The following is a 12,532-nucleotide window of genomic DNA, read 5'->3' as shown; positions in this document are numbered from 1 at the left end:
TATCTCCTCCTTAAAATTAAGACTATTCATGACTATGATAATGATCATGCTGCATGCTTTTATCAATTGCGTGAACATGTCTATGATAATGCTCATCTATAAGATTTACAGAAAGTAATAATTCTTTATTTGATAATATATCCTTAGGTGAACCACTAGCAACTATCTTATGATCTTCATTAAAAACTATTACCCTATCAGCTATTTCTTCGACAATGTCTAAATTATGAGTACATGTAATTAAAGTTTTGCCTGCATTATTAAGTTTTACTAATAGGTTAATTAGCCATCTTTGACTTCTTGGATCCAAGCCATTCGTAGGTTCATCCAATATCAAAACTTTTGGATTTATTGATAATACAGATGCAATAGCTACTTTCTTTTTCTCACCACCACTTAATCTATATGGTGGCCTATCTTTCAATGCTTCTAGTTCAAGCATTCGGATAATGCCATTAACCCTATCTTCTACTTCTTTAAAGCTAAGCTTCATCTGTAGTGGTCCAAAAGCTATTTCTTCCCATACATTTGTAGAAAACAATTGGGCATCGGAATTTTGAAATATAAACCCAATTCTTTGGCGAAAAGCCTGCGCAAACTGCTCATCATTTAATGTTTCTTCTGTAACAAGTTGACCAAAAGCGTCATACTCACCTTTACTTGGGAATATCAAGCCATTAAGGATCTTTAAAAGTGAAGATTTACCTGACCCATTAGCACCTAAAATAACTACCTTTTCCCCACTATAAATATCTAAATTTATATCTTTAAGTACCATTTCACTAGGCAAATATTCAAATGAAACATCGCGAAGCTCCATTACTTTTTCCCTATCCAAGAATAATTTCACCTCCAAAAGCTGCTAAAACACAAATTATAACACCTAAAAGCCATTGGAAATCAAGTAAAGTAAAGCGAAACCTATTCATAATAACAGGCTCACCTTTATACCCCCTTGATAGCATAGCTCCATAAACTTCTTCACTTAAAGCATAACTTTTACCAAAGAGACTTCCAATGGCATTAGAGACAAAATGACGACCCTCTTTTGAGGAAGCTTTACTAAAGGTTCTGCTCTTTCTTGCAACAAACATATCTGTTGTTATATTTAATAATATAAAGATATAACGATAACACATTTCCAGAGTTGTAATAAATATTTTTGGTAAAAGCAAAACTCGTAATGCCTTTAACAAATTAGCCCACCTAGTAGTTGTTGTAAATAGAAAAGCTAAAGATACCGTAACGCCAACTCTAACTATTAACAAAATGGCTCCCGATACTCCTTGCGATGTAATCGTAAGAACAGACGGAAATATTAGTGGACCCAAATGCACTTGATGACCAAAGTTTATAAGAGTAACTAATGTAGTTCCAGGTCTTACAAAATTGAAAATCGATGGCAGTACAGCAATCCCTGTAAAAAGTGGCGTAATTAACCATATGCGTTTAAAATATAATTTTAATGATACATATGACATCTTAGCTAAAATGCATGATATTAAATAAAGAATAGTTAATATAAATACATTATGAATTAAAGTAGATGTTAATATTAATATAATTAAAGATATTACCTTTATTCTTGGATCTAACTTTTGTAGAAAACCCTTTTGAAACGCTATATCCTCAAAAAAAATAACTTCCTTTAAAAGCTTAGCAATACTATTAATAGTCTTTTCTAGAAAACTGCCTTTCTTCCTTTTACCAATACACCCACATGGGCACATTCCTAGTTCTCCACTATTTAACAACCAATCCGGCACTTGATTTTTCGAATCCATTTGGTTTCTCCTTCAAATTAGCTTTCTTTAAAACTCAAAAAAAATAAAAACACAAAAATTAATATCTGATATACAGAAATCAACCTTCGTGGTCTTTAATAAAATTATACATTTATTTGTTTTTTTAGAAACAGTATACTCTCGTAGCATACAAATTTTTAATTTATAATATTTGTAAAACTTAAAATCTAATATTTTTATTAAATGATAGATCTATAGTTTAATAAAAATACTATGTACCACTATTCTATCGTACAGTGATACTAAAGTATACAAAAATAAAGCATAAAATCAATAATATGTTTTTCTATAATACTTGATTTTCACCTCAAATTATTATAGTCTTCTAGTGTATTAATATTATAAAACTCTCTATGTGGTAATCCTTCAACTACTTTACATTCTAAACTTAATATAAGTTTTTGAATCTTATTATCATTTACTTTAAGACTTTTTTCAATATCATTTATAATAGTCTTTTTATATATTGCACAAAGAGGTTGCAATCTATTATTAACCTTCGGCACTAACACTTCATAATCCTCCTCAAAACTACCTAATATATCTAATATTTCTTCACTAATAAGAGGCATATCACAGGCTATACATAGGCAATATTCTGTAGATGAATTAGCTAGTGCTGCGTGAATACCACCAAGCGGTCCATGCCCTTTATAAATGTCCTCGATAACTTTAATCTTAAATTCTTCATAGATTTCTTTGTTATTTGCAATTATTATTATTTCTTTATAGCTACTACCTGCCCGTATTATTTGTTCTATAAACGTTTTTTCTTTATATTTAAGTAAAGCTTTGTTATTATAATTCATCCTACTACTTTGCCCGCCAGCTAATATTGCTAATGTTTTATTTATCATTAATTCTCCTCTATTAACTTACTCTCTATAAAATCACAAATCGAATTAACATCATTTAAATCTAATAGGGGAATATCCACATTTACATCCTCGTCAGTGGCAAGCGCTATAATTTGTGAAAACTCAAATTTTGGATTAGTGCAAAGCAGATTAGAATCTCCGTCTTTTCTGTGCACCTCTATTTTAGGAAAATTGTTATCTTTATATCCTTCTATTAAAACAATATCTATATCTTTAAAAAGTAAAAGAATTTCATCTATAGGTACTTCTTTTTCCACTTTTTGAATCATAGCTAGTTTTTCAGAAGAAGATATTATTACGTTATCTGCACCAGCCTCGCTAAACTTAAAACTATCCTTTCCTTCTTTATCTATGTCAAATTTATGCGCATCATGTTTTAAAACACCAACGCTGTAATTTCTAAGTTTTAAAGCTTTAATTAGCTTCTCTATTAAGGTTGTTTTTCCAGTATTTGATTTTATAGCTACTATAGAAAGAACTAAAATCCCCTTATTTTTATTTGAAAATGAATTTGCCATTTATTACTTCACCCGCCCTTACACTTCCACCATTCTTAGGAATAATTATAACACCATTAGAATTACACATAGCACGCAAGTGGTTGGAGCATTGTGACCCTGAATTATATGCATAATAAACTCCATCTTCTTTTTTAATTTTAACAAATATATATTTTTCTCTTCCTGCTTTAGCTTTAAAATCATTCTTTAAAATCACTGGAAATTCATCAGATTCATTTCCGTAAATACCCCTCATAGACCTTATAGCAGGTTTTACGAATTCTTCAAAAGTATTTATTAATGCTGAAGGATTACCAGGCAGAGCAAAAAATAATTTGCTATTATACACTGCAAAAGATGTAGGTTTCCCTGGTTTAATGGCCACACATGTGAATTTAATATCTGCTTCTATTTCCAGCAGAATATCTTTTACAAAATCATAATCCCCAACAGAAGCTCCTCCAGAAGTAATAACAATATCTGATTTTTCAAAAGCTAATAACATTTTTTCTTTTAGAGCTGTCTTATCATCCTTAACTATTCCCACTGAAAACACTTCTGCATTTGAATTTTTTATTAAAGCCTTTAGCGAATATTCATTACTATTTCTTATTTTTCCTTTTTCAATTTCAGATTTTATGTCTATTAGCTCATCACCAGTTATTACTATACCAACAGTAGGGGCTTTATAGACATTTATAAACTCATATCCTAAAGAAGCTAATAATCCAATCTCCGGCGGTCTAATTAAAGTACCCTTTTTTAAAGGTACATCTCCCTTTAGAATCTCTTCTCCTAATTTTATGATATTATTATCTTTTTTAACCTCTTCGCAAATATATAAATTATCGCTTTCAACTTTAACTCTTTCAATTTGTATTACTGCATCTGCACCGATTGGTAGCATTGCTCCTGTCATAATTTTATAGGCTTCATTCTCTTTTAAAGGTTCTTCACAAAAATCTCCCGCTTTTATTAGTGATTTAACTTTAAGTATTACATTTTCTTTGTTTTGTGTGTCTAGACTTCTTATAGCGTAACCATCCATTGCTGATTTATCAAAAGGTGGCAAGTTATCTAGCGAGTAAATATCCTCGGATAAAACTCTATTAAGTGAATCTAAAATATATACTTTCTCGTATTTCTTTTCACGATTTAACAATTTCGCTTCCTCGTTAATTATTTTCTTTGCTTGACCTACTTCAATCATCATAAACTAACCTTCTTATTCCTTTTTAAATTCTTTGACCCCATTTTAAATGAACCTACAATTACAAGTGAAATTATTGTTAATACTATAAATATTATAAATCCATTTGAAAATCCGCTTAGACTTTTACCTGTTTTATCTATAAAAGATGCCATCAAAGGTGGTATAACGAAACCTCCAAAAGCTCCTAATCCTCCAACCCATCCTGCTGCTCCTCCAATTGCATGAGGAACCTCTTTTGGAAGTATTTTAAATACAGCAGCATTTGTTACACCCATTCCAACAGCTAAAAGTAAAACTCCTACAACAGCTAAAGGCATTGAGCTAGTAATTGTCATACATACTGCTCCTGAAAGCATTATAATAAGTGCTATAATTGATGTAGATTCTCCTCCAAACTTGTCCGCTATCTTTCCACCATAAACCCTAGTAATAGATGCAGAAATTGAATACATAGCAGTTAAAGCACCTGCCATTTTTAAACTTAATTTAAAGAAACTCATCCAGTAAGTAGGCAACCAACTTGTTAGTGCTAAAAATCCTCCAAATGTAGTAAAATAAACCACAACAAGTGCCCAAGTTTTCCAGGTCTTTGCAGAAATCATCAAGCTTTCACTAATTTTATTATTAGGAAATAATTCCTGACCATATTTTGTTGAAGATATTTTTTTTGCTTCATCTTTTTTTACTCCTGCCTTAATTAATTGAAAATACCATGCATTTTTCCCTATAATACAATAAGTTATAGTTCCTAATATTAAAAATATTAACCAAGCTAAATAAGAACCAGATAACCCTAGTAATGGCAGGGCCACATTTGGCAGTAGCAGTGTAAATATCCCTGGCGCCAAGTTTCCAACTCCTCCATATATACCCAAAGCCATTCCCTGCTTACTTTGTGGAAACCAATAGGATGCTTGACTAACTCCAACAGAAAATGTAGCTATACCACAACCTGACAATGCTCCAAAAATTAACAATAAATAATAATAATTGCCTAAATTTTGTCTAAAGAAAGCCATAACTACATACAAACCAGCCATACCGATTATTGAAAGAGAAAGTAAAATGATAAAAGGTTTTTTTCCTCCATTGATATCTACCCAAGCTGCAAATGGAATCCTAAGTAAAGAGCCGGACAAATTTGGTATTGCAATAAGTAGCGCTAATAGAATAGGGCTAAGAGTTAAAAAACTTTCTTTAAATACGGCAATTGTAGCTCCATAGAGAGCAACGGCCGCAAATCCTACAAAAAAACCAGTAGTTGCTCCCGTTAGTCCTTGTTTTGAATTTCCTTTTACATTTACAATATTCATTATTTCCCCCCCGTTTTATTAATTACTTATAACTAAATTCAAAGTTTTTTTCTTCATTAAAGAACTCTGAATAATCTATTTCAAATAGTGGTTTTTTAACTTTAGATATATCTATTTTTTCTCTAATAAGTTGTGTTAATATACCAGCATAAGATAGATCCCCTTGAATTATGCTACCGTAAATTTTTCCATCTTTATGTATTATCTTTTTATAGTTTGATCCATCTATTTTCACTTCTTCAATATAAGTTCCATCAGTAGGTTCTATCATCCCAAGGGACATTGTAGCTATCCCTACAAAATTCATTGTATTCTTGCTTCCAAAGAAGTCTGTCATTATCATTTCATTCCCGAACATGTTATTTGCTGCTATTATGCCTTCTTTAACAGCTGTTGGCCATATAGGATTCCTTCCAGTTACATCTCCTCCGCCATAAACACCCTCTATATTAGTCTCACCTTTCTCATTTATAATTAAACCAAATCTATCAGTTTCTACACCGCTATTTTCAAGAAAACCAACATTTGATCTAACTCCTGTAGCTACTATTACAAGTTCACATGGCACTTCTTCTCCAGTGTTTAATAATAATGCTTTAGGATTTTTATTTTCATCAATTATTAATTTTTCAGCTTTAACATCTAACTTTAGATTTACACCATTTTCTTTAAATTTATCCTCATAAACTTTTGATGTATATTTATCTAATTGTAATGGGAGTATCTTCTTGCTCATTTCTATTAAAGAAATATTTACACCTCTATCTATAAGACCACTTAATGCATCTATCCCCACAAGACCAGCCCCTAATACAACTACATTTTTAACCTTACTCGCTTGTCGCTTTATTATTATTGCATCTTCAAGATTTCTAAGTCCTACTACATTACTGGCCTGCCTTAAATTTTCAATGGGAGGAATAAACGCTGAGGCTCCACTTGAAATTAAAAGTTTATCATATTTTAGTATATCTCCATTTGAAAGTGAAAGGTTTTTTTCACCATCATTAAGAGCTGTTACCTTAACCCCTTTAATCCACTTAATATTATTTTTTTCAAAGAAGTCCTTTTCCGTAAAATCTAACTCTTTTATATTTCTATGTCCTGAAATATAATGATGAAGTATACATCTTGAATATACATTTTCATCTTTTGATACTAATACTATTTCTGCTTTATCATCTAGCATTCTTAGCGTTCTAGCTCCGCTAATCCCTGAAGCCGATGCCCCAATAACTACATATCTCATTTATAATACCTCCTGCAGCGTAATTGCTGCCATAGGACATTTGGCAACACATTGAGGTGTACCAGTGCTTGTGCTACTACACATATCACATTTCATAATTTCTTTACTGGTCCTAGCATCTGCCTTTAAAACCCCATAAGGGCATGCCATTACGCACATATAACAACTAGCACATCTATTTTTGTCATAACTAACTAATCCAGTTTTGCTTTCTTTGCTCATTGCACCACTCATGCATGTATACACACATTCTGGTTTGTCACAATGTCTGCAAAATATTGGGGCATACACACCCTTACTATCAACTGTTATTCTACTTCTTGTTTCCTCTGAATTATGCACTACTATACATGAAGTAGTGCAAGTTAAGCAACCGATACACTTTTTTCTATCTATCTTGATTCTTTTCATACTCACCTGCTCCTTCCACATTAATTTTTTCTATATTTACAGATACCGTTTTATATGATGGTTCCTTTGAATATGGATCAAATACTGATGGAGTCAATGAGTTCGTTTCAATATAATGAATTGGTGCATATAAATGCTCCTTCTTTACACTACCAGTTATTTTTGCTATAAATTCACTTTTAACACCATTACATGATGATAATCTAATTTTCTCATTTTGCTCTATATTTAAATCCTTAGCTAACTCAGGATTTATATTAACATAGGCTTCTTTTTGTGTTATAGCGTTTACGGCATCCATTTCTCTTGTTCTTGTTTGAGTATGCCATTGACCTACTGTTCCTCTACCTGAATTAAGTGTATAAGGGAAATCTATCGAAATCTCAATTGGATTTTTTATTGGATCTCCAAACACAAAATTAGCTTTTTTAGAGGTCGTATAATATTTATTATCTTCATATAATCTTCTTTCATCTTCTTTTAATAATTGACCTTCTTTAAATGGCCATTGTATGCCTTTTGAACCACTTAAAAGTTCATAAGTAGCTCCTGTAATATCACAGGGCATTCCCTTTGAACATTTTTTCATTAATTCAAAAGCGTCTTCAGGTGTTTTCCAATTATCAAGTAAACTTCCCATTCCTAACTCTTTACCAATTCCCAGAAGTATCTCATAATCTGTTAGTTCGCCATCTTCTTTTTCAAGTATTGGTAAAATAGCTGACATCCGACGCTCAGTATTTATCATTACTCCTGTTTTTTTAATTGCAGGAACGGAAGGTAGAAATAAATCACAAAGTTTAGCACTATCAGTATCCTCATATATATCTTGTACTACGAAAAACTCTAGTTTATCCACAGCTTTTTTAAATTCTTGATTATTTGTCCAAGAGTGTCGTGGATTCGTACAGATTACCCATAACCCCTTTATTTCACCTTTGTTTATCTTATCTATGATTACGTTGTAAGGTAATGTGGGTTTTGATGGTAATAAACTTTCCTTAATTTCCAAAGCTTCTGCTACGGCTTTTCTGCGTTCTACATTATCATACTCTCCGCCACCATAAAGCCCTGAACTGTTACTAAATATTCTTGAACCCATTGCATTACATTGACCTGTTAATGAATTTGCACCAGTTCCTTCTCTGCCAATATTCCCCGTCATAAGTGCAAGGTTTATTATTGCTTGCGCCGTTCTAACACCCTCATATCCTTGGTTAATACCCATTGTCCACCAGAAAGAAACCCTCTTGCCATTATGGATAATTCTTGCAAGTTCCAGTACTCTTTTTTCAGATATTCCTGTAATTTTTTCTACATTCTTTAAGGTGAACTTGCTAACATGCGACTTAAACTCTTCAAACCCTTCTGTATAGTTTTCTATATAACTATTTTCTATCCACCCATTCTCAATTAATACATTAGCTAATGTATAGAAAAGTATTAAATCTCCCTTTGGCTTAATATCTACCCAAATATCTGAATTTCTTGCAGTTTCCGATTTTCTTGGATCAATTGTTATTATCTTGGCATTCTTATTATCCTTTACGCGTTCCCAGAAAATAGGATGCGCCACAACAGGGTTTGCTCCAATAAGTATTATCGTATCTGAAAGCTGGGCATCATTTAAGGTATATGGGGGAGCATCAAACCCAAAACTTTGCTTATGAGCAACAACCGAAGTTGACATACATAGCCTTGTGTTACCATCACCGTTTATACCCATATAGTTTCTACCTACATGCCCTAAAAGTGCCATTTCTTCCGTAGTAATTTGTCCTGTACTTATAAAGGCTACACTTTCAGACCCATGATGTTTTTGTATTGCAGTCATCCTTTTAACAAAAGTTTCAAAACCCTCTTTCCAAGAAATTTCCACCATCTCATTTTTATCATTTCTTAAAAGAGGTGATCTTCTACCCTTGATTTTTGTACACTGTTTATCTAGATTTAATCCCTTTATACAACAGAATCCCTTATTTACAGGATAATTTTCCGTTGGTGACACCATCATAATTTCACCATTTTCTACTTGAAAGTCTAAATTGCACCCAAGCCCACAATAATTACAAACTGATTGTATTTTTTTCATATTATAACATCTCCACTTTTTTTAATTTTATAAAAACCATCCTTTTATATTCATTTAAAAGGGGGAGTTCCACTGGTCAAATAATATATTCCATGTGTCACTTGTGTCTATTTTTTAAGGTTGTTTATTTATTGTATTTATACTACTGTAAGCGCTTCCATTTCAATTTCAGTCTTTCCTATAGTTTTTGTCGTTGCAGTTATCTCAATTTTAGAGTCTTCTAAGTTTATTTTAATACCCTCAGCCATGAAAACTTTGTTATTTTTTTCACTATGTACTTTAGTCTATCACTACAATAGAAAAAAATATGTGACTAATATCACGTTCCTTTAAAATTAAAAATAATAAAGCTTAAAACTGTTTTCACAATTCTAAACTTTATTATTTCTAATTTGATATATTATTTTTACCCTAATATTTGTTTTAAATCATCTTCTGGTGTACTTATTGGTTTAATATCAAAAGTATCAATTAAAAATTGTAATACATTAGGACTTAAGAAAGCAGGGAGTGTTGGTCCTAGGTAAATTCCTTTTACTCCAAGTGATAATAATGCTAATAGATCAGCAACAGCTTTCTGCTCATACCAAGTTATAATCAATGATAATGGTAGATCATTAATAGTGCATTTAAAAGCATCCGCTAAAGCTAGTGCTATTTTAACTGCAGAATAGGCATCATTACATTGCCCTATATCAAGTAATCTTGGTAATCCTGCAACTTCACCAAACTCCAATTTATTAAATCGGTATTTGCCACAGGCTAAAGTAAGAATAATACAATCTTTGGGAACCTTCTGTGCAAATTCTGTGTAATAATTTCTTCCTGATCTTGCACCGTCACATCCTCCGATTAAGAAGAAGTGTCTAATTTTACCTTCTTTAACTGCATTCACAATTGTTTCTGCGTGACTTAAGGTTGCAATATGTCCAAATCCAACAAGGATTTCTTTAACTTCCTCATCTTTTTCAAAGCCACCCAGTTCTAGTGCTTTACTTATTATTTCAGAAAAATCCTTATGACCAGCCTTACCTGCCTCAATATGTTTTATACCATCCCAGCCAACAACACTTGTTGAGAAGATCCTATCTTTATAAGAATCTTTTGGTTTCATTAAACAATTTGTTGTCATTAAAATACAACCAGGTATACCATCAAATTCCTTTTGTTGATTCTGCCATGCTCCTCCAAAGTTACCTACTAAATGTTTGTATTTGTTTAGCTTAGGATAGCCATGTGAAGGTAACATTTCACCATGAGTATAAATATTTATTCCTGTGCCTTCTGTTTGCTCAAGTAACATTTCAAGGTCCCTTAACTCATGACCCGAAATTACGATAAATGGTCCTTTTTTAATATTTACATTAACCTTTGTAGGTGTAGGAGCGTTATATTTCTCATTATTACCTTTATCTAATACTTTCATAACCTTAACGCTGGTCTCTCCAGTTTTAATTAAATACTTGATAAGGTCTTGAAGATTTAAACTATTATCAGTAAGTACTGCTAGGGCTATAAAATAAAAATCATCAACATCATCGCTATTGTATTTAATAAACCTGGCTTGGTGCGCATATGCCGCAATTCCTTTTAGTCCATATTTTATAGTTTCACGAACTGAGCGAATATCTGCATCTAAATTTTCATCATACATAACGCCTGCTTTTTTAGCATCTTCAAGAATTTGTTCTTTAGTATCACTTAAATTATATAGTGCTTCCTCGCTAGTTACATTTTCATCTATTGCTTTTTTTCGTGCCTCTTCTTTTATTACTTGAGATTTTTCAAGCATATCCATATGAGACTTTGGATCGAAGTTTACATTAGTTAGCGTCATAAACAATGAATTTTCAACAAATGAAACCCATGACTTATCAATTTTTTCTCCTCTAGCTAAAAGTTTAGTAGCATAACAACTTATTCCTTTTAACTGATAGATAAGAAGATCCTGCATTGCTGCAATCTCTGGAGTTTTTCCACAGACTCCCATTTTAGTGCAACCGGTTCCACCGAAAGTTTGTTCACATTGAAAACAAAACATTTTTCCTTGCATATGTAACCCTCCTAATTTTTTATATGATTCTAACATCATATTACACTATTCTTGTCTAAATATACAATATTATAAGTAATATTGGCATATTTATCTTTAACAACCACCTGATTTATGTTAAATAAAGCTCTAAGGCATGCCTCAGAGCTCCATTTACATCTTATTTTTACACTTTAAAAAATTTCTATGCTTTTGACAATTCTACTAAAGCACATCCCTCTATTGCTAATATTCCATTTACTTTACAGAATTCAATTATCTCAGGGCTTTCAGCCCCTGGTTGAATAAGTACTTTATCTATTTTTAACACGTTAGCCTCTTGCAGAATTTTAATACCCTTATATGGATTAATGCACAGGTCTAAAACTTCTACCTTATATGGAATATCCCTTAGACTGTTATAAACTTCTTTATCATTAGCAGACGGATTTACACCCACTACATTAAATCCATCCTTTTTCAATGAATTCAATATTTTATATGCATATTTAGAATGGTTTAATACATCACCAACCACAATCCAGTTTTTATAATTTAATAATTCATTCGCTTTCAATATTATCCTCTCCTAGTAAATTTCTCTTCACTATATACTATAGTATCTGATATTTTCTCTATTTTCATAATCTTTCCTCCCTCTTTTGTTATATATCTCAATTTTAATTGTTACTCCAACGTTATGGCTCCCACTGGACATTGTTCTTCCGCTTTTTTTGCACTACTTACGAAATTTTATTCAACTTTTTCGAAATCTGATTTTGGAACTCCACATAATGGACATACCCAATCTTCTTGAATATCCTCAAACTTAGTACCCGGTTTTACTTCACCATCTGGATCTCCTTCTGCAGGATCATAAATGTATCCGCATACTAAACAAACATATTTATCCATAAAAATATCTCCTTTAAATTTAATTAATATTATAAACTACTATATAGTCTATCCTATAACTTCTCCTATACTCTTACCAAAATCTTTACACCTGACTAATGCATCATCATCATCATCATCATCA

General features: G+C 31.8%; 12 protein-coding genes and 1 pseudogene. All 13 read right to left on the bottom strand.

Annotation, left to right across the window (positions count from 1 at the left end; translation table 11 throughout):
- Positions 1 to 22: 22 nt before the first annotated feature.
- Complete coding sequence (locus tag KPL54_RS11925) at positions 23 to 838, bottom strand: energy-coupling factor ABC transporter ATP-binding protein (protein WP_253203444.1); 816 nt, start codon at positions 836 to 838, stop codon at positions 23 to 25.
- Positions 831 to 1,784, bottom strand: coding sequence for a cobalt ECF transporter T component CbiQ (cbiQ, locus tag KPL54_RS11920; RefSeq protein ID WP_216106764.1), 954 nt, complete (start codon positions 1,782 to 1,784; stop codon positions 831 to 833). Before cbiQ ends, KPL54_RS11925 begins: the two co-directional genes overlap by 8 nt.
- Before the next feature lie 323 nt (positions 1,785 to 2,107).
- Positions 2,108 to 2,662 (bottom strand): molybdenum cofactor guanylyltransferase, encoded by a 555-nt coding sequence (locus KPL54_RS11915; protein ID WP_216106763.1) that lies wholly within the window; start codon positions 2,660 to 2,662, stop codon positions 2,108 to 2,110.
- On the bottom strand, positions 2,662 to 3,201 hold the full coding sequence (gene mobB, locus KPL54_RS11910; RefSeq protein WP_216106762.1) for a molybdopterin-guanine dinucleotide biosynthesis protein B: 540 nt from the start codon (positions 3,199 to 3,201) through the stop codon (positions 2,662 to 2,664). Before mobB ends, KPL54_RS11915 begins: the two co-directional genes overlap by 1 nt.
- Positions 3,179 to 4,396 carry a molybdopterin molybdotransferase MoeA gene (locus KPL54_RS11905; protein WP_309245385.1) on the bottom strand — a complete coding sequence of 406 codons (1,218 nt, stop codon included), beginning with the start codon at positions 4,394 to 4,396 and terminating at the stop codon, positions 3,179 to 3,181. The genes mobB and KPL54_RS11905 overlap by 23 nt, the downstream gene beginning before the upstream one ends.
- Entirely contained in the window at positions 4,393 to 5,709 is a 1,317-nt protein-coding gene (locus KPL54_RS11900) for an MFS transporter (RefSeq protein WP_216106761.1), read from the bottom strand. The genes KPL54_RS11905 and KPL54_RS11900 overlap by 4 nt, the downstream gene beginning before the upstream one ends.
- A 22-nt stretch (positions 5,710 to 5,731) precedes the next feature.
- A complete protein-coding gene (locus tag KPL54_RS11895) occupies positions 5,732 to 6,958 on the bottom strand; it encodes an NAD(P)/FAD-dependent oxidoreductase (protein WP_216106760.1) in 1,227 nt (408 codons plus the stop codon).
- Positions 6,959 to 7,369 (bottom strand): 4Fe-4S dicluster domain-containing protein, encoded by a 411-nt coding sequence (locus KPL54_RS11890; RefSeq protein WP_216106759.1) that lies wholly within the window; start codon positions 7,367 to 7,369, stop codon positions 6,959 to 6,961.
- Entirely contained in the window at positions 7,347 to 9,461 is a 2,115-nt protein-coding gene (locus KPL54_RS11885) for a nitrate reductase (protein ID WP_216106758.1), read from the bottom strand. Before KPL54_RS11885 ends, KPL54_RS11890 begins: the two co-directional genes overlap by 23 nt.
- A 140-nt stretch (positions 9,462 to 9,601) precedes the next feature.
- A pseudogene (moaC, locus tag KPL54_RS11880) lies at positions 9,602 to 9,682 on the bottom strand (cyclic pyranopterin monophosphate synthase MoaC); the annotation flags it as partial.
- 185 nt (positions 9,683 to 9,867) lie between these two features.
- Positions 9,868 to 11,514, bottom strand: coding sequence for a hydroxylamine reductase (hcp, locus tag KPL54_RS11875; RefSeq protein WP_216106756.1), 1,647 nt, complete (start codon positions 11,512 to 11,514; stop codon positions 9,868 to 9,870).
- Positions 11,515 to 11,698: 184 nt separating this feature from the next.
- Complete coding sequence (locus KPL54_RS11870; protein ID WP_216106755.1) at positions 11,699 to 12,070, bottom strand: CoA-binding protein; 372 nt, start codon at positions 12,068 to 12,070, stop codon at positions 11,699 to 11,701.
- A gap of 176 nt (positions 12,071 to 12,246) precedes the next feature.
- Positions 12,247 to 12,408, bottom strand: coding sequence for a rubredoxin (rd, locus tag KPL54_RS11865; protein ID WP_216106754.1), 162 nt, complete (start codon positions 12,406 to 12,408; stop codon positions 12,247 to 12,249).
- Positions 12,409 to 12,532 lie beyond the last annotated feature (124 nt).

Origin of the sequence: Clostridium estertheticum (genome assembly GCF_018861295.1) — a bacterium.
GTDB classification, from domain to species: Bacteria; Bacillota; Clostridia; order Clostridiales; family Clostridiaceae; genus Clostridium_AD; species Clostridium_AD estertheticum_D.
This window is presented reverse-complemented; position numbering and strand designations above follow the sequence as displayed.

Coding starts and splice junctions, on each gene's coding strand:
- KPL54_RS11895 (WP_216106760.1), bottom strand. CDS start 6,958: ATGAGATATGTAGTTATTGGGGCATCGGCTTCAGGGATTAGCGGAGCT.
- rd (WP_216106754.1), bottom strand. CDS start 12,408: ATGGATAAATATGTTTGTTTAGTATGCGGATACATTTATGATCCTGCA.
- cbiQ (WP_216106764.1), bottom strand. CDS start 1,784: ATGGATTCGAAAAATCAAGTGCCGGATTGGTTGTTAAATAGTGGAGAA.
- hcp (WP_216106756.1), bottom strand. CDS start 11,514: ATGCAAGGAAAAATGTTTTGTTTTCAATGTGAACAAACTTTCGGTGGA.
- KPL54_RS11900 (WP_216106761.1), bottom strand. CDS start 5,709: ATGAATATTGTAAATGTAAAAGGAAATTCAAAACAAGGACTAACGGGA.
- KPL54_RS11885 (WP_216106758.1), bottom strand. CDS start 9,461: ATGAAAAAAATACAATCAGTTTGTAATTATTGTGGGCTTGGGTGCAAT.
- KPL54_RS11905 (WP_309245385.1), bottom strand. CDS start 4,396: ATGATGATTGAAGTAGGTCAAGCAAAGAAAATAATTAACGAGGAAGCG.
- mobB (WP_216106762.1), bottom strand. CDS start 3,201: ATGGCAAATTCATTTTCAAATAAAAATAAGGGGATTTTAGTTCTTTCT.
- KPL54_RS11890 (WP_216106759.1), bottom strand. CDS start 7,369: ATGAAAAGAATCAAGATAGATAGAAAAAAGTGTATCGGTTGCTTAACT.
- KPL54_RS11915 (WP_216106763.1), bottom strand. CDS start 2,662: ATGATAAATAAAACATTAGCAATATTAGCTGGCGGGCAAAGTAGTAGG.